Source organism: Bradyrhizobium sp. RT6a (genome assembly GCF_040547675.1).
Lineage (GTDB): Bacteria > Pseudomonadota > Alphaproteobacteria > Rhizobiales > Xanthobacteraceae > Bradyrhizobium.
On record NZ_JBEPQC010000007.1, the window covers coordinates 61488 to 79582 of the forward strand.

14 protein-coding genes are annotated in these 18095 nt (G+C 63.8%); 7 read left to right on the top strand and 7 right to left on the bottom strand.

Translation table 11 applies throughout. The features are described 5' to 3' along the window. Positions 1–14: 14 nt before the first annotated feature. From ABIC03_RS29615 to fahA, 3 genes are all read left to right on the top strand, one after another. Positions 15–971: an MBL fold metallo-hydrolase gene (locus ABIC03_RS29615; RefSeq protein WP_275172669.1), complete on the top strand. Its 957-nt coding sequence runs from the start codon at positions 15–17 to the stop codon at positions 969–971. Positions 972–973: 2 nt separating this feature from the next. Continuing rightward, entirely contained in the window at positions 974–2320 is a 1347-nt protein-coding gene (gene hmgA / locus ABIC03_RS29620) for a homogentisate 1,2-dioxygenase (protein ID WP_354063320.1), read from the top strand. Positions 2321–2498: 178 nt separating this feature from the next. Next, entirely contained in the window at positions 2499–3773 is a 1275-nt protein-coding gene (gene fahA, locus ABIC03_RS29625) for a fumarylacetoacetase (RefSeq protein ID WP_354063322.1), read from the top strand. Between the two features lie 94 nt (positions 3774–3867). On the opposite strand, the gene ABIC03_RS29630 is transcribed toward fahA, so the two are convergent. Both ABIC03_RS29630 and ABIC03_RS29635 read right to left on the bottom strand, forming a co-directional pair. Beyond that, entirely contained in the window at positions 3868–4179 is a 312-nt protein-coding gene (locus tag ABIC03_RS29630) for a DUF1272 domain-containing protein (RefSeq protein ID WP_354063324.1), read from the bottom strand. A 73-nt stretch (positions 4180–4252) separates the two neighbouring features. Continuing rightward, positions 4253–4732: an Lrp/AsnC family transcriptional regulator gene (locus ABIC03_RS29635; protein WP_007599049.1), complete on the bottom strand. Its 480-nt coding sequence runs from the start codon at positions 4730–4732 to the stop codon at positions 4253–4255. A gap of 121 nt (positions 4733–4853) precedes the next feature. On the opposite strand from ABIC03_RS29635, the gene hppD reads away from it, so the two are divergent. Beyond that, a complete protein-coding gene (gene hppD / locus ABIC03_RS29640) occupies positions 4854–5969 on the top strand; it encodes a 4-hydroxyphenylpyruvate dioxygenase (RefSeq protein WP_354063691.1) in 1116 nt (371 codons plus the stop codon). A gap of 196 nt (positions 5970–6165) precedes the next feature. Here hppD and ABIC03_RS29645 read toward each other — a convergent pair whose 3' ends face one another. The 4 genes from ABIC03_RS29645 to ABIC03_RS29660 all read right to left on the bottom strand — a co-directional run bounded on the left by ABIC03_RS29645 (position 6166) and on the right by ABIC03_RS29660 (position 11198). Next, positions 6166–7275, bottom strand: coding sequence for a CaiB/BaiF CoA transferase family protein (locus ABIC03_RS29645; protein ID WP_354063326.1), 1110 nt, complete (start codon positions 7273–7275; stop codon positions 6166–6168). A gap of 195 nt (positions 7276–7470) precedes the next feature. After that, positions 7471–8271 carry an FAD binding domain-containing protein gene (locus ABIC03_RS29650; protein WP_354063328.1) on the bottom strand — a complete coding sequence of 267 codons (801 nt, stop codon included), beginning with the start codon at positions 8269–8271 and terminating at the stop codon, positions 7471–7473. A gap of 14 nt (positions 8272–8285) precedes the next feature. Then, positions 8286–10628 carry a xanthine dehydrogenase family protein molybdopterin-binding subunit gene (locus ABIC03_RS29655; RefSeq protein WP_275172675.1) on the bottom strand — a complete coding sequence of 781 codons (2343 nt, stop codon included), beginning with the start codon at positions 10626–10628 and terminating at the stop codon, positions 8286–8288. An 84-nt stretch (positions 10629–10712) separates the two neighbouring features. Beyond that, positions 10713–11198, bottom strand: a complete 486-nt coding sequence (locus ABIC03_RS29660) for a (2Fe-2S)-binding protein (RefSeq protein ID WP_354063331.1) — start codon at positions 11196–11198, stop codon at positions 10713–10715. A gap of 342 nt (positions 11199–11540) precedes the next feature. Between ABIC03_RS29660 and ABIC03_RS29665 the strand changes: the two genes are divergently transcribed. Together ABIC03_RS29665 and ABIC03_RS29670 are read left to right on the top strand one after the other, a co-directional pair. Next, the gene (locus ABIC03_RS29665) at positions 11541–13580 is read left to right on the top strand and encodes a methyl-accepting chemotaxis protein (RefSeq protein WP_354063333.1); all 2040 of its coding nucleotides are present in this window, start codon (positions 11541–11543) and stop codon (positions 13578–13580) included. Between the two features lie 302 nt (positions 13581–13882). Beyond that, on the top strand, positions 13883–15916 hold the full coding sequence (locus tag ABIC03_RS29670; protein WP_354063335.1) for a methyl-accepting chemotaxis protein: 2034 nt from the start codon (positions 13883–13885) through the stop codon (positions 15914–15916). A 155-nt stretch (positions 15917–16071) separates the two neighbouring features. Here ABIC03_RS29670 and ABIC03_RS29675 read toward each other — a convergent pair whose 3' ends face one another. Continuing rightward, positions 16072–16410, bottom strand: a complete 339-nt coding sequence (locus ABIC03_RS29675) for a DUF3175 domain-containing protein (protein ID WP_354063337.1) — start codon at positions 16408–16410, stop codon at positions 16072–16074. 182 nt (positions 16411–16592) lie between these two features. Here ABIC03_RS29675 and ABIC03_RS29680 point away from each other — a divergent pair, with 182 nt between their 5' ends. Next, positions 16593–18092 carry an MFS transporter gene (locus ABIC03_RS29680; RefSeq protein ID WP_275172680.1) on the top strand — a complete coding sequence of 500 codons (1500 nt, stop codon included), beginning with the start codon at positions 16593–16595 and terminating at the stop codon, positions 18090–18092. Positions 18093–18095: the final 3 nt, after the last annotated feature.

Consider the following 18095-nt stretch of genomic DNA (forward strand, 5'->3'; position numbering starts at 1 on the left):
AAAGGAACGAACTGATGGCGAAGAATTTCGCATCCACCGGCGACCTCTCCGAGAAGAAGATCACCTTCTCCGAGATCGGCACCGATCTCTACGCCTTCACCGCGGAGGGTGATCCGAACACCGCGATCATTGTCGGCGACGACGGTTGCCTCGTGTTCGACGCGCAATCGACGCCGGCGATGGCCAACAAGGTGATCGAGCGCGTCCGTACCGTCACGGATAAGCCGATCAAATATGTCGTGCTGTCGCATTATCACGCCGTGCGCGTGCTCGGTGCCTCCGCCTACAAGGCGCAGGGCATCGTCGCCTCGCAGGAGACCTATCGCCTGATCGAGGAGCGTGGCCAGCAGGATTGGGATTCCGAATATGGCCGCTTCCCGCGCCTGTTTCAGGACGCATCGAGCATTCCCGGCCTGACCTGGCCGACGCTGACTTTCGAAGGCGAAATGTCGATCTATCTCGGCAAGCGCGAGGTGCGCCTGATGCAGCTCGGCGCCGGCCACACCTCCGGCGACATCGTCGCCTGGGTGCCTGATGCCGAGGTGATGTTCTCCGGTGACCTGATCGAATACCACTCGGCCTGCTATTGCGGCGATGCGCACTTGCGCGAATGGCCGCTGACGCTGAACGAAATCCGCAACTTCAATCCTAAGGCGATTGCGCCGGGCCGCGGCGATGCGTTGAAGGGTGTCGCCACGGTGCGCGAAGCCATCGCGATGACGCGCGACTTCGTCACCTCGCTCTACGGCGCCGCCGAAATCTCGGTCGCCAAGGGCCGCACGCTGAAGGAATCGATGGCCGCGACGCGCGAGGTCATGGATCCGAAATTTTCGAGCTTCGCCATCTACGAGCACTGTCTGCCGTTCAACGTGTCGCGCGCCTATGACGAGGCGTCGGGGATCGACGATCCCGTGATCTGGACCGACAAGCGCGACCAGGAAATGTGGGCGGCCCTGCAAGGAGGAGGATAGAAATGAACATCAACACCTCGCCCGATCAGATCATCCGCAGTTCGGCGCAGGTTACGCCGGGCTACATGTCCGGCTTCGGCAACAGCTTTGAGACCGAGGCGCTGCCAGGCGCGCTGCCGATCGGGCGCAACTCGCCGCAGCGCTGTGCCTACGGTCTCTATGCCGAGCAGCTTTCCGGCTCGCCCTTCACGGCGCCGCGCGGCAGCAATGAGCGCTCATGGCTCTATCGCATTCGCCCGTCGGTGAAACATTCGGGTCGTTTCGAGAAGGCCGACGGCGGCCTGTGGCGTTCGGCGCCGTGCCATGAAAACGATCTGCCGATCGCGCAATTGCGCTGGGATCCGGCGCCGATCCCGAAGGAGGACATGACTTTCCTTCAGGGCGTGCAGACCATGACCACCGCGGGCGACGTCAACACCCTGGCCGGCATGGCCGCCCATGTCTATCTCATCACCAAGTCGATGGTGGACCAGCACTTCTACAATGCCGACGGCGAGCTGATGTTCGTGCTGCAGCAGGGCAATCTTCGTATCGTCACCGAATTCGGTCGCATCGACGCCGAGCCCGGCGAGATCGTGGTGATTCCGCGCGGCGTCAAATTCCGCGTGGAGATTCCGAGCGGACCGGCGCGCGGCTATCTCTGCGAAAACTACGGCGGCGCCTTCACACTGCCGGAGCGCGGGCCGATCGGCGCCAATTGCCTCGCCAATGCCCGCGACTTCCTGACGCCGGTCGCGCATTACGAGGACAAGGACACGCCGACCGAGCTGTTCGTGAAATGGGGCGGATCGTTGTTCAAGACGCAGTTGCCCCACTCGCCGATCGACGTCGTCGCCTGGCACGGCAATTATGCGCCGTACAAATATGATCTGCGGAGCTTCTCGCCGGTCGGTGCGATCGGCTTCGATCATCCCGATCCCTCGATCTTCACCGTGCTGACCTCGCCGTCGGAGACCGCGGGCACGGCAAATATCGATTTCGTGATCTTCCCAGAGCGTTGGATGGTCGCCGACAATACCTTCCGCCCGCCGTGGTATCACATGAACATCATGAGCGAGTTCATGGGCCTGATCTACGGCGTCTACGACGCCAAGCCGCAAGGTTTCGTGCCGGGCGGCATGAGCTTGCACAATTGCATGCTGCCGCACGGCCCCGATCGCGATGCCTTTGAGCACGCCAGCAACGGCGAGCTGAAGCCGGTCAAGCTGACCGGCACCATGGCCTTCATGTTCGAGACCCGCTACGCGCAGCGCGTCACCGCGCACGCCGCGAATTCCGCGACGTTGCAGGACGACTACGCGGATTGCTGGAAGGGCCTCGAGAAGCGGTTCGATCCGAGCCAGCCGTAGCGCTCTTGCCCTCTCCCCTTGTGGGAGAGGGTGGCTCGCCGCGCAGCGGCGAGACGGGTGAGGGGTCTGTCTCCGCGAACAAGCCTCTCTCATTCGGACACGCAGATAGAACCCCTCATCCGGCGCTTCGCGCCACCTTCTCCCAGAAGGGGAGAAGGAAAAAGGACAGCGTGAAAAAGTGACCACACACCCCAACGATCCCAGCCTCCGCTCCTTCATCGACGTCGATCCCGCCTCGGATTTCCCGATCCAGAACCTGCCTTACGGCGTGTTCTCGACCGCGGCCAATCCGACGCCGCGCGTCGGCGTGGCGATCGGCGATCACGTCCTCGATCTCTGGGAGCTCGAGCAGGACTCGCGGCTCGACGTCGGCCCGCTCGGCGTGTTCTCGACGCCGTCGCTCAATGCTTTCATGACGCTGGGGCCAAAGGTCTGGGCGAAGACGCGGGCGCGGATCAGCGAGCTGCTGCGTGCCGATCATCCCGAGTTGCGCGACAACGAGGAGCTGCGCAAGCTGGCCTTGGTGCCGATGCGCGATGCGAGGTTGCATCTGCCATTCGCGGTCTCCGGCTACACCGATTTCTATTCGTCGAAGGAGCACGCCACAAATGTCGGCGTGATGTTCCGTGGCAAGGACAATGCGCTGCAGCCGAACTGGCTGCATATGCCGATCGCCTATAACGGCCGTGCCTCGACCGTCGTCGTCTCGGGCACCAAGGTGAAGCGTCCGCGCGGGCAGCTCAAGCCGCCGAATGTGGAGGCGCCGAGCTTCGGACCGTGCAAGCGGCTCGATTTCGAGCTGGAGATGGGTGTCGTGGTCGGGCAGCCCTCGCCGATGGGCGGCATGCTCACGGAGCAACAAGCCGAGGAGATGATCTTCGGCTTCGTGCTGCTCAATGATTGGAGCGCGCGCGATATCCAGCAATGGGAGTATGTGCCGCTTGGCCCGTTCCTCGCCAAGGCGTTCGCGACTTCGATCAGCCCGTGGGTGGTGACGCGCGAGGCGCTGGAGCCGTTTCGGCTGAACGGGCCGCAGCAAGAGCCAGTGCCGCTCGATTACCTCAAGCAGGGCAAGCCGCAGAACTACGATCTCGAACTCGACGTCTCCTTGCGCGCAGCCGGAGCCAACGCGCCGTCCGGCATCAGCCGCACCAATTTCAAGTACATGTACTGGTCCTCGGTGCAGCAGCTGATGCACCACGCCTCCTCCGGCTGCGCCATGAATGTCGGCGACCTCCTCGGCAGCGGCACCATTTCCGGCCCGGAGAAGAACCAGCGCGGCAGCCTGCTGGAGATCAGCTGGAACGGCACCGAGCCGGTCGAATTGCCCGGCGGCGTGAAGCGCACGTTCCTGGAAGATGGCGACAGCCTCGTCATGCGCGGCTGGTGTCAGGGCGAGGGCTATCGCGTCGGCTTTGGCGAGGTCGAAGGGACGATTCTGGCGACGGAGTAATCTCAGTCCTTCCGGGATGGTCCGTAGGACCAGACCCGGAACCTCGAGATTCCGGGTTCGATGCTACGCATCGCCCCGGAATGACTCCCTAAGCCTATCGCTTCTCCGACGGGACCTCGCGTATCCGCGCGCAATGCGCCGCGACGTCCTCCAGGCTGTACTTCAGATGCACCCGCTTGTCCGACGGCGCCTGCTTGGTCGTGCACACGCCCGGTCGCCATTCCTGCGTTGGCCTGATCGGGCGCGGCGCAAAACCGCCGCCGCAGTTCGGGCAGACGTTGGAGAGTTTCGTCTCCACGCAGTCCGCACAGAAGGTGCATTCATAGGAGCAGATCCGCGCATCGGTTGCGTTCGGGGGCAGGTCGCGGTCGCAATATTCGCAGTTCGGTCGAAGCTGGAGGGCCATGCTCAGTCTCTGCAGATTGGCCGGGATCATCGCAGATCGCGCGCGCAGGGCGAATGCCGGATTTCCCTCGATTTCAGCCGGGTTTGATTTCCTTCAGCGGCAAACGCGTGCTTTCCTTCAGCCTGTCGAGCACGATCGATGAGCGCACATGCGCCACGCTCTGGTGCGGCATCAGCACGTCGTTGACGAGATTGGAGAGACCCTTCAGGTCGCGCAGCACGGCTTTCAGCACATAGTCGGCGTCGCCCGTGAGCGAATAGGCCTCCTGGATCTCGTCGATGCGATTGACCAGCGTTCGGAAGCGTTTCGAGTTGTCCGGCGAGTGGGTCGCCAGCGTCACCTGGATGAAGGCGACCACGCCGAAGCCCAGGGCCTCGCTGGAGAGATCGGCGTGGTAGCCTGATATGACCTTCTCCTCCTCCAGCCGCATCCGCCGGCGCGAGCATTGCGAGGCCGAGAGGCCTGCGAGGTCGGCCAGTTCCTGGTTGGTGAGGCGGCCGTCGTCCTGGAGCGCGCCCAGGATCTTGAGGTCGAAGGCATCCACCAAAGTCATGCGCAGTTTGTCCATTTTATACACAGATCGTGCACAATATAGCCAAATGACGTCCCATTTGCACGTTCATTGCGGGCCCTGTGAAGGATAATTCATGGCAGCAGCAATTTGGGAGAGCACCATGGGTCCGTTTCCGCACGATGCACCGCCGGCCACGATCAGCGCCGACAATCCGATGGGCACCGACGGGTTCGAGTTCGTCGAGTATGCGCATCCCGATCCGGAACAGCTGCACGCCTTGTTCAAGCTGATGGGCTATGCGCCCGTCGCGCGCCACAGAACGAAGAAGATCACGGTCTATCGCCAGGGCGACATCAATTACCTCGTCAACGAGGAGCCCGGCACGCACGGTCACGATTTCGTCGCCGCGCACGGCCCCTGCGCGCCGTCGATGGCGTTTCGCGTCGTCGATGCGAAGAAGGCCTATGACCGCGCGATTTCGCTCGGTGCCGAACCTGCCGATGTGTCCTCTGCGCAGAAGACGCTCGACGTCCCCGCTATCAAGGGTATCGGCGGCAGCCTGCTCTACTTCGTCGATCGCTACGGCGCCAAAGGCTCGGCCTATGACAGCGAGTTCGAATGGCTCGGCGTGCGCGATCCGCGTCCCGCCGGCGCCGGCCTTTTCTATCTCGATCACCTCACCCACAACGTCCACCGCGGCCGCATGGACGTCTGGACCGGCTTCTACGAGAAGCTCTTCAACTTCCGCCAGATCCGCTTCTTCGACATCGAGGGCCGCGCCTCAGGCCTGTTCTCGCGGGCACTGACAAGCCCCGACGGCAAGATCCGGATTCCGATCAACGAGGACGCCGGTGATTCCGGCCAGATCGAGGAATATCTCAATATCTATCGCGGCGAAGGCATCCAGCACATCGCCTGCGGCTGCCGCGATATCTACAGCACTATCGAGGGCCTGCGCGAAGCCGGCCTGCCCTTCATGCCGGCGCCGCCCGAGACCTATTTCGAACGGATCGACGCGCGCCTACCCAAGCATGGCGAGGACGTCGCGCGACTTCAGGCCAACGGCATTCTGATCGACGGCGAAGGCGTGGTCGACGGCGGCCAGACCAAGGTGCTGCTGCAGATCTTCTCGGCCAACGCGATCGGCCCGATCTTCTTCGAGTTCATCCAGCGCAAGGGCGACGACGGTTTCGGCGAAGGCAATTTCAAGGCGCTGTTCGAATCGATCGAGGAGGATCAGATCCGGCGCGGGGTGCTGAAGGTGGATGCCGCGTAGGCCGCGGCTTTTTGGCAGACTGCCGCGTCAAAACAGCTGTCGTCCCGGCGAAGGCCGGGACCCATACCCCCAGGGAGTGGCTGTTGCACGCAGGCGGTAACCCCGAGTCTTCGCCAAACCAAATGTCGCGGCTATGGGTCCCGGCCTTCGCCGGGACGACCCGGAGTGTGGTGCGGCAGCGGAGATCTTGCAGCTCCTAACGCTCCGCCCACGCCTTCGTCACCGCGCCGATCTCCGCCGCTTCCGGCTCGCGCACCGCCGATGGCGTCCGCGAAAAGCGCGGCGCCGGCGCCGGCTGCTTCACGCCGTGGCGCTCGACGAAGACGTTGCGGGCGACCATGTGCGGATGCTCGGTCGCTTCCGACATGGTCAGCACCGGCGCAAAGCAGATGTCGGTGCCTTCCATGATCTTGCACCAGTCCTCGCGCGTCTTGCTCTTGAATACCGTCTTCAGTTTTTCCTTCAGCGCGGGCCATGCGTTGCGGTCCATCTGCGCATCGAAATCGGCGTCGGTCAGGCCGGCGTGCTCGCGCAGCAGCGCGTAGAACTGCGGCTCGATCGAGCCGATCGAGACGAAATGGCCGCAGGCGCATTCGTAGACGCCGTAGAAATGCGCGCCGCCGTCAAGGAAATTTTCATTGCGGCCTTCGGTCCAGCGGCCGAGCGTGGTCATGTCGAAGAAGAACGACATCAGCGATGCCGCGCCGTCGCACATCGCGGCATCGACGACCTGACCCTTGCCTGACCGCGAGGCCTCCAGCAGCGCCGCAAGCACGCCGACGACGAGGTAGAGCGCGCCGCCGCCGAAATCGCCGACCAAATTGAGCGGCGGCACCGGCGCTTCCTTCGTGCCGATCGCGGCAAGCGCGCCGGTGATGGAGATGTAGTTGATGTCGTGGCCGGCGGCATTGGCGAGCGGGCCTTGCTGGCCCCAGCCGGTCATGCGGCCGTAGACCAGCTTTGGATTGCGCGCGAGCACCACGTCAGGGCCGAGGCCGAGCCGCTCCATCACGCCGGGACGGAAACCCTCGACCAGCGCGTCGGCATTCGCAAGCAGATCGAGCACCTCTGCGATCGCCGCCTTGTCCTTGAGATCGAGCTCGATCACCTTGCGGCCGCGGCCCGCGACCGACTTCATGTTCTTCCTGGCGCCGACCCGATCGAGCGTGACGATTTCAGCACCCATGTCGGCCAGCATCATGCAGGCGAACGGGCCCGGTCCAATGCCGGCGAATTCGACGATGCGGAAGCCTGCGAGCGGGCCGGAGGCGCGAACGGAGGAGGTGGGGGCTGATTTGTCGAGCAATTTGTTGTTTCCTCGGGTCGTGGGCGGATGCCGATTGTTCGGCAATCGCCTCGGACATTCCTCTGTGGGCGAGTTAATTGGCTGATTAACTTTTCTCGCCTTCACGCCAGTGAGGCAAGCGCTTTCATCCGCACGGCCAAATAAAAACGGCGCGCACCGAAGTGCGCGCCGCGGAAAATTTGCGTCGAGGCGCTATCAGCGTGCGGCAGCCACCGCGCGCTGCGCCATCACCTTGATGAGGTTGGCGCGGTACTCCGCCGTGCCGTGGATGTCGGCCAGCAGATTGCTCGCCGAAATGCTCACGCTGTCGATCGCCGACGGTGACCAATTCGCCTTCAGCGCCGCCTCGATGGCAGGGACCCGCATCACGCCGCTTTGCGAGGCGCCGGTGGCGGCCACCCGAATCTCGCCCGACTTCGTCTGCGCAACGAACACGCCGGTCAGCGCGAAGCGAGACGCAGGGTGGCGCATCTTTTCATAGCCTGCCTTCGCCGGAACCGGGAACGACACGGCGGTGATGAGCTCGCCGTCTTCCAGCGCCGTCGTGAACATGCCCTGGAAGAAGTCATCCGCCGTAATCGACCGCTTGTTGGTCTTCACGGTGGCACCGAGCGCGAGCAGCGCGGCGGGAAAATCCGCCGCGGGATCGTTGTTGGCGATCGAGCCGCCGATCGTGCCGCGATAGCGCACGGCGGGGTCGCCGAGCACCGAGGTGAGATAGGCGATTGCAGGAATCGCCTTCTTCACATCGGCATTCTGCATGATGTCGAAATAGGTCGTGCCGGCCTTGATGGTCAACACGTCGCCCGAGAGTTCGACACCCTGCAGCTCCTTGATCTTGCCGAGGTCGATCACATCGGAGGGGCTGGCGAGGCGTTGCTTCATCACCGGCAGCAGCGTCTGGCCGCCGGCGAGGAACTTTGCTTCGCTGCTCTTGGAGAACAGGGCGACGGCTTCGTCAACCGAGGACGCGCGATGATAAATGGTCTGGTACATCTTCGTTCCTCTCCTTAAGCCGCGTGGATGGTGCGCCACACCCTGTCAGGCGTTGCGGGCATTTCCAGATTGTTCTTGCCGATCGCGTCCGTGATCGCGTTGATCACGGCCGCTGACGCCCCGATCGCGCCGGCCTCACCGCAACCCTTGATGCCGAGCGGATTGCCCGGGCACAGCGTCGTGGTGTGGGAGAGGTTGAACGAGGGAACGTCGTCGGCGCGCGGCATGGCGTAGTCCATGAACGAGGCCGTGACCGGCTGCCCGCTGGCGTCGTAGATCGCGTGCTCGAGCAACGCTTGTCCGATGCCTTGCACAAGACCGCCATGGACCTGGCCCTCGACGATCATCGGGTTGATCAGCCGGCCGAAATCGTCGGCCGCGACGAAGTTGACGAAGGAGGTCTTGCCCGTGCCGGGATCGACCTCGAGCTCGCAGATATAGGTGCCGGCCGGGAAGGTGAAGTTGGTCGGGTCATAGAAAGCGCTCTCCTTCAGACCCGGCTCCATCCCGTCAGGCAGATTGTGCGCGGTGTAGGCCGCGAGCGCGACCATCGGGAAGGCGATCGCCTTGTCGGTCCCGGCCACCTTGAACTCGCCGTTCTCGATGACGATGTCGCCTTCCGAGGCTTCAAGCGCATGGGCGGCGATCTTCTTGGCCTTGGATTCCATCTTCTCCATCGCCTTCAGGATCGCGGTGAGGCCGACGGCCGCGGAGCGCGAGCCGTAGGTGCCCATGCCGAACTGCACCTTGTCGGTGTCGCCATGGACGATCGAGACCTGGCTGATGGGAACGCCGAGGCGTTCCGCGACGAGCTGGCAGAACGTGGTCTCGTGACCCTGGCCGTGGCTGTGCGATCCCGTCAGGACCTCGATGGTGCCGACCGGGTTGACGCGGACTTCGGCGGACTCCCAAAGACCGACGCCGGCGCCCAGGCTGCCGACGGCCTTCGACGGCGCGATGCCGCAGGCCTCGATGTAGCAGGACACGCCGATGCCGCGCAGCTTGCCGTCGGCTTTCGCCTTGGCCTTGCGCCCGGCAAAGCCGGCGTAGTCGATCGCCTTCATCGCGGCGTCGAGCGAGGCGTTAAAGTCGCCGGTGTCATAGGCCATGATCACGGGCGTCTGGTGCGGGAACTGGGTGATGAAGTTGGTCCGGCGCAACGCGGCCGGATCGACCTTCAACTGCCGCGCAGCCGTCTCCATCAGACGTTCGATCAGATAGCTCGCTTCGGGGCGGCCAGCGCCGCGATAGGCGTCGACCGGCGTGGTGTTGGTGTAGACCCCGACCACCTCGGCATGGATCGCCGGGATGTTGTACTGGCCCGACAGCAGCGTCGCGTAGAGATAGGTCGGCACCGACGACGAGAACAGCGACATGTAGGCGCCGAAATTGGCGTAGGTCTTCACCTTCAAGCCGGTGATCTTGTTGTTGGCGTCGAACGCCATCTCGGCATGGGTGACGTGGTCGCGGCCATGCGCATCGGTGAGGAAGGCTTCGGTGCGGTCGCCGGTCCATTTGACGGGACGGCCGACTTTCTTTGAGGCCCACAGCGCCACCATCTCTTCGGGATAGATGAAGATTTTCGAGCCGAAGCCGCCGCCGACGTCGGGCGCGATCACGCGCAGCTTATGCTCGGGTGCGATGTTGTAGAACGCCGACAGCACCAGGCGGGCGACGTGCGGGTTCTGCGACGTCGTGTAGAGCGTGAAATGCTCTTCCGCCGCATCGTAATCGGCAATCGCGGCGCGGGGTTCCATCGCGTTCGGCGCAAGACGGTTGTTGGTAACGTCGAGCTTCACCACGTTGGCGGCCTTGGCGAAGGCGGCATCGGTGGCGCCCTCGTCGCCGATCACCCAGTCATAAACTTGGTTGCCGGGAGCTTCGGGATGCAGCTGCGGCGCGCCGGACTTGATCGCGGCGTGGACATCGGCGACCGCGGGCAGCTCTTCGTAGTTCACGACCACGGCTTCGGCCGCGTCGCGTGCGAGATTTTTGCTCTCGGCGATCACGACTGCGACGGCCTGACCGACGAAGCGCACCGTCTCCGGCGCCATCGCCGGCCATGCGCCCATCTTCATCGGGCTGCCGTCCTTGGAGGTGATGGCCCAGCCGCAGATGAGATTGCCGACCTTGTCGTCGACGATCTCCTGTCCCGTGAGCACCGCGACCACGCCTGGCATCTTCAGCGCGGCGGAGGAATCGATTCCCTTCACCTTGGCATGCGCGTGCGGGCTGCGGATGAAATGGGCATGGGTCATGCCCTGCAACTTGATGTCGTCGACGTAGCGGCCCTTGCCGGTAATGAAACGCTTGTCTTCCTTGCGCACGACGCTCGCGCCAATGCCTTCAACACCCATGTCTGGTCCTCCCGACCGGAATTTGTCTTGACCGCGCTTTCCCTCGAAAGCGGCGGCGATGGTTCTTATTTCGAGGCGGGCCGCTTACTCGGCCGCCTGCGAGACCTTCATGCGGCCTGCCGCATCCAGCACGGCTTTGACGATGTTGTGGTAGCCGGTGCAGCGGCAGATATTGCCTTCGAGCTCGTGCCGGACGGTGGCCTCGTCGAGCTGGCCACCATAGCGGTGCACGATGTCGATCGCCGACATGATCATGCCCGGCGTGCAATAGCCGCATTGCAGGCCGTGATTGTCGCGGAAGGCGGCCTGCATCGGGTGCAGCTCGTCGCCCTTGGCGATGCCTTCGATCGTGGTAATGCTGGAGCCGTCGGCCTGTCCCGCCAGCATGGTGCAGGATTTGATCGCCTTGCCGTCCATATGGATGACGCAGGCGCCGCACTGGCTGGTGTCGCAGCCGACATGGGTTCCGGTGAGGTTGAGGTGGTCGCGCAGCAGCTGAACCAGCAGCGTGCGGTCCTCGACGTCAACGGCAACAGCCTTGCCGTTCACGGTCAGTTTGACTGTAGACACGGTTGAACTCCTCCCGGGATCGATTTTGATTGTTTCTAATTAGAGACAGCGACCCGGAACTTTGCAACTACGATTTTGGTCGCCTGCGTCATGGAAAAGTCATTGATTCAGAATGGCCAGCACTGATTGAGGAGGCCGAGTCGGCCGGATCGGGCGCGGCGGCGGGCCGCAGCTGGGATGCCAGCCTCTATATGTCTAAGGGGTCCGCCTTGGCCGATAGAGCCGGAAATGCTGTGGGCGCACCGAATTTACCGCCCCTTATCGATTCTGCCTTAGTTTTGCGCAGTCAGGTCAGGGGGCGGGGCGCCACCGGATCTCGGCTGAATGAAAATGGGGGTGGGAATGTCCGGGCGTATCGCGTCGTCCTCGAAGCGCACAATAATGCCGACCCTCAGGTTCCGCGCCAAGATCATTCTGGGCTTTGCCGCCGTGCTGGTGATCTCGGCCGGCAGCATGGCCTTCTCCTATTTTGGCTTCGAACGGGTCTCGTCCGGGGTCGGGTCCTACCGCAGCAGCGTCACCGAGGCCGATCTCGCCCGCAACATCGACCGGGAGCTGCTCGCCTATCGCTCGGCCGTCAAATATTTCGTCGTCACCGGCAAGGAGGACGACGCCAAGGCGGCGCTGGACGCGGAGACCGGCCTGAAGAGCGCCATCGACCAGGCCGTCAAGAGCGCCAAGAAGCCGGCGGGCCAGGAGAGCCTGGGCAAGCTCGGCAAGGAGTTTTCCAACTTCTCCGCGACCTTCGCAAAGGTCCTCCAGGCCAAGCGTGACAGCGCGCTGCTGGTGCAGAACCAGCTCACGCGCAACGCCAACCTCCTGAAATACAAGCTCGACGACATCGGTAACAACGCCTCCGATTCCGAGGCGCAGGCGATCGAGTTCGGGACCAAGCAGGTCAATGCTCAATTCCAGACCGCGAACGCGGCCGCGACCAATTTCGTGCTGACATCCGACCAGGCGATCGCGACCAGCGCGCTCGCGAGGCTGAAATTCGTCGAGAACTCGCTCAACGCGGTCTATTCCATGGACGACAAGATCGTCGCCGGCTTGAAGGACGCCAAGGAATTGCTCGGTGCCTATCGGGAATCGCTGGAGAAGCTGATCGCCAACGCCAAGATGGTCGATGCTCTCGTCACCGAGATGAGCGGCTCGGCCGGCGCGATCCTTCAGGGCGCCACCGCCATGAAGGCGGACCTCGTTGCCGAACAGCAGCGGTTGGAGTCCGAATCGGAAGCGACCATCGGGAAGACCGAGCAACTGGTGCTGATGCTGGCCGTCGGCGGCACGCTGCTCGGCGCGGTCCTCGCCTTCCTGCTCGGCACCGGCATTTCACGTCCGATGATCGCGATGTGCAAGGCGATGCGCGAGCTTGCCTCGGGCAATTTCGACGTCGTGCTGCCGGGCCTGGGCCGCAAGGACGAGATCGGCGAGATGGCCGGCGCCGTCGAAGAATTCAAGGTCCAGGCCGTGGCCAAGGCCGAGAGCGATGCTGCCGCCAACGAACTCCAGAACAGGGAGCAGGCCGCAAGCCGTCGTTCCGAGCTGATCCGTTTCGCCGACGATTTCGAGAGCGCGGTTGGCGCCATCGTCTCCAACGTCTCGGCCTCCGCCGTGCAGCTGGAATCGGCGGCCTCGACGCTGACCCGCACCGCCGAGACCACGCAGAGCCTGTCGAGCCAGGTCGCCGACGTCTCCGAGCAGGCCTCCAGCAACATGCAGTCGGTCGCGACCGCGACCGAAGAGCTTTCAGCCTCGGTCGAGGAGATCGGGCGCCAGGTGCGCGATTCCAGCCGCATTGCCGAAGCTGCCGTGGTGCAGGCAAAGGAGACCGACAATCGCATTGGCAAGCTTTCGCATGCCGCCCAGCAGATCGGCGAAGTCGTCAAGCTCATCACCGCGATCGCCGAGCAGACCAATCTTCTGGCGCTGAACGCGACCATCGAGGCGGCACGCGCCGGCGAAGCCGGCCGCGGCTTTGCAGTGGTCGCCAGCGAAGTGAAGTCGCTTGCGAGCCAGACCGCGAAGGCCACCGACGAGATCTCCTCGCACATCACGGGCATGCAGGGCGCCACCGCCGAGTCGGTTGCGGCGATCAAGGAGATCGGCGCGACCATCGGCCAGATCTCGTCGATCTCGACATCGATTGCGAGCGCAGTAGAGCAGCAAGGCGCGGCGACGCAGGAAATCGCACGCAGTGTCCAGACCGTCGCACAGGGTACTCAGACCGCCGCCACCGACATCGGTCAGGTCAACCGCGGCGCTGCCGAAACTGGCTCGGCCTCGGAAGAGGTGCTGCACTCGGCCAAGACACTGTCGTCCGAAAGCACCCGCCTGCGCGCCGAACTCGACCGCTTCATGGGGAATATCCGGGCAGCGTAAGCTCGAAGCGCGTCACGCACTCCGCCGTCGTCCTGGCGAAAGCCAGGACCCATGACCCCAAGGCGGAGTTGTCGGGCGAACTGCTAACTCCGAGTCATCGCCAAACTGCTCCCCGGGGTAACAGGTCCTGGATCAGCGCTTCGCTTGTCCAGGACGACCAGACCCTGCGTCACCTAACCGTCGGTTGCGGCGCCACAAATTTACCGCCGCTTATCCTTTGCCATTTACCGTGCTCACGCGTCAGGAAGCGGGCTGCTTCCGGGCTGCGCCTGGTTTTTCCGCGAATGGAATGGGGTGGGGGAATGCCCGTCAAGTCGAAGCCGACCACATCGAAGCTGCTCACCTTGCGTTTTCGCGCAAAAATCATCCTCGGCTTCGTGGCGGTGCTCGCCATCCTCGCCGTCAGCATGGCTTTCGCGTATTTCGGCTTCGAGCGGATTCAGGCCGCCGTGGCCTCCTACCGCACTAGCGTCGCCGAAGCGGACCTTGCGCGGACGGTCGATCGCGAGCTGATCGCTTACCAGGGGCTGGCGCGGGCCTACACGCTGACCGGCGCGGCCGATGATGAGACCGCTGCCAAAGCAGCCGAAGAGAATTTGAGGGCCGCGATCGCCAAGTCGGCGGCGGCCACCACGGGCGCGGCGCGCCGCGAGCAGGTCGGCAAGCTCGAGGCCGACTTCAAGAGCTTTACCAAGGTGTTCGGCGAGATCATCGGTTTGACGCGCGAGAACGGCAAGATCGCGACCGATGAGCTCAACAGCGTCGGCAACAAGATCCGGTTCAAGTTCGACGACCTCGCCGATACCGCGGCACTGGCGGGCCTGAATTCGGTTCAGAGCACGGCCAAGGACATCACATCGCAATATCTGGCGGTCTCCACCTCGGTCAGCGCCTTCGTCGCCAAGCCGGAGCCGAAGACCGCCGACGGCGTGATCGCCCGCATCAAATTCCTGGAGACCTTGCTGGTCTCGATCTATGCCAACGACCAGAAGATCACCGACCGCGTTACCGAGATCAGCAATCTCCTCAAGCAGTACCGCACCTCCTTTTCAAAGCTGACCGAGAACGTGAAGGTCATCGTCAAGCTGAACGGCGAGATGACCAAGACGGCCGCGTCCATTCTCAAGCTCTCGGGTGAGCTGCGGTCGGAGCTGACGGCGGATCAGCAGCGCATCGAAGTGAGCGCCAATGCCACCATTGGCGACACCGAGCGGACGATGCTGATGATGGCGCTCGGCGGCCTCGCCATTGGTGCCGCGTTGGCCTGGATGCTGGGCAATGGCATTTCACGTCCGATGATCGCGATGTGCAAGGCGATGCGCGAGCTTGCCTCGGGCAATTTCGACGTCGTGCTGCCGGGCCTGGGCCGCAAGGACGAGATCGGCGAGATGGCCGGCGCCGTCGAAGAATTCAAGGTCCAGGCCGTGGCCAAGGCCGAGAGCGATGCTGCCGCCAACGAACTCCAGAACAGGGAGCAGGCCGCAAGCCGTCGTTCCGAGCTGATCCGTTTCGCCGACGATTTCGAGAGCGCGGTTGGCGCCATCGTCTCCAACGTCTCGGCCTCCGCCGTGCAGCTGGAATCGGCGGCCTCGACGCTGACCCGCACCGCCGAGACCACGCAGAGCCTGTCGAGCCAGGTCGCCGACGTCTCCGAGCAGGCCTCCAGCAACATGCAGTCGGTCGCGACCGCGACCGAAGAGCTTTCAGCCTCGGTCGAGGAGATCGGGCGCCAGGTGCGCGATTCCAGCCGCATTGCCGAAGCTGCCGTGGTGCAGGCAAAGGAGACCGACAATCGCATTGGCAAGCTTTCGCATGCCGCCCAGCAGATCGGCGAAGTCGTCAAGCTCATCACCGCGATCGCCGAGCAGACCAATCTTCTGGCGCTGAACGCGACCATCGAGGCGGCACGCGCCGGCGAAGCCGGCCGCGGCTTTGCAGTGGTCGCCAGCGAAGTGAAGTCGCTTGCGAGCCAGACCGCGAAGGCCACCGACGAGATCTCCTCGCACATCACGGGCATGCAGGGCGCCACCGCCGAGTCGGTTGCGGCGATCAAGGAGATCGGCGCGACCATCGGCCAGATCTCGTCGATCTCGACATCGATTGCGAGCGCAGTAGAGCAGCAAGGCGCGGCGACGCAGGAAATCGCACGCAGTGTCCAGACCGTCGCACAGGGTACTCAGACCGCCGCCACCGACATCGGTCAGGTCAACCGCGGCGCTGCCGAAACTGGCTCGGCCTCGGAAGAGGTGCTGCATTCGGCCAAGACGCTGTCGTCCGAAAGCACCCGCCTGCGCGCTGAGCTCGACCGCTTCATGGGGAATATCCGGGCGGCGTAGGGGCAATCCCGCCAATGTCGTCCTGGCGAAAGCCAGGACCCATGACCCCAAGGCGGAGTTGTCGGGCGAACTGCCCACTCCGAGTCATCGCCCAACTGCTTCCTGGGGTCATGGGTCCTGGATCAGCGCTTCGCTTGTCCAGGACGACCTAGCGCTCACTCCCTCCCGAACGCCCGCTTCAGCTCCACCTTTGCCCGCTCCAGCAGCGTGCGCTGCGTCTGCGGCAGCGTCTTGCCGGCGCGGTTGATGTAGAACGTCAGCATCGACAGCGCTGAGCGGTAAGCGCCGGTCTTGCGGCGCGCGCTGTGCTCGGCCGAGCGCTTCAGCGAAGCCGCGATCTTCTTTGCGCTGGTCAGCTTGAACACGCCTTGTTTGAGGTCGAGCGCGTCGCTGTCCTTCGTCACGCGCTGTGACCAGCGCTTCGGTGCGGTGCGTTTGGTGCTCTTGCGCGCCGCTGTTCTGCGAGAATGTGTCGTCTTTCTGGCATGAGCCATGCGTCAACTCCTTGCGGCTCCGGCGAAAACCGGCGGCGCGAACAGTCGTTCCACGGGGAACCTGCCCTAACCGCAGACGTTGTCGCAGGTGGCAGGCGGAATGCCGCACCCCCTTGATCGGATCGCCCCCGTCCACGTCATGTGAACCGGGGCCATGTCCATTGGTCAGATGCAACAACGCGATGGAATTGCAGCGAAGCCCAGCGCCGAACGATGGACCTGTGGTCTCCAAGGCGGTCGCGAAGGCGGCCGCGGCCGATCGCATCATCGAAACCAGCATTCCCGCACGACTTGACGCGCTGCCGTGGAGCGGCTTTCACACCCGCGTCGTGCTCGCGCTCGGCATCACCTGGATTCTGGATGGCCTCGAGGTGACGCTGGCCGGCGCGCTCTCCGGCGCGCTGAAGCAGAGTCCCACCCTGCATTTCTCCAATCTCGATCTCGGCATTGCCAATTCCGCCTATCTTGCGGGCGCGGTGCTCGGCGCGCTCGGTTTCGGCTGGCTGACCGACCGCATCGGCCGCAAGAAGCTGTTCTTCATCACGCTGGCGCTCTATCTCTCGGCGACGGCCGCGACCGCTCTGTCATGGGATGTCGCGAGCTACGCGCTGTTTCGCTTTCTCACAGGTGCCGGCATTGGCGGCGAATATACCGCGATCAATTCGACCATCCAGGAACTGGTGCCCGCGCGCTATCGCGGCTGGACCGATCTCGTCATCAACGGCAGCTTCTGGATCGGTGCCGCGATGGGCGCGGTGGCGGCTATCGTGCTGCTCGATCCCGCGGTGATCGGCCCCGATCTCGGCTGGCGTCTCGCTTATCTCATCGGCGCGGCCATCGGCCTCGTCGTGCTCTTGATGCGGATGTGGATTCCGGAGAGTCCGCGCTGGCTGATGATCCACGGGCGTCCCGACCAGGCCCACGCCATCGTCGACGAGATCGAACGCTCGGTGATCGGACACGACCAGGATACGAGCGAGGCGCGCTTCGCCAAGATTCGCCTGAAAATGCGGAGTCACACGCCGATCCGCGAGGTCGTGCACACGCTGTTCTCGGTCTATCGACAGCGGGCGATGGTCGGCCTGGTGCTGATGATCGCACAGGCTTTCTTCTACAACGCTATCTTCTTCACCTTTGCGCTGGTGTTGACCGACTTTTACGGGATCAGCGCCGATCACGTCGGCTGGTATCTGCTCCCCTTCGCGGCCGGCAACTTCCTCGGTCCGCTGCTGCTCGGTCGCCTGTTCGATACGCTCGGCCGCCGTACCATGATCATGTTCACCTATGGGACGTCGGGCCTGTTGCTGGCGCTGTCGGGCTATCTGTTCTCGATCGGCGCCTTGAGCGCGCAGGGGCAGACCATCGCCTGGATGGTGATCTTCTTCTTCGCCTCGCCCGCTGCGAGCGCCGCCTATCTCACCGTCAGCGAGACCTTTCCCTTGGAAGTCCGCGCGCTCGCGATCGCCGTGTTCTATGCGGTCGGCACCGGCATCGGCGGCGTGATCGGCCCCGCGTTGTTCGGTGCGCTGATCGACACGGGATCACGCACGAGCGTGTTCGCAGGCTATCTGCTGGGGGCATTCCTGATGATCGCGGCCGCGATCGTGGCGTGGCGCTATGCCGTCTCGGCGGAACGCAGATCGCTCGAAGAAATCGCACGGCCGCTTGCTTCCATGGAGTAGACT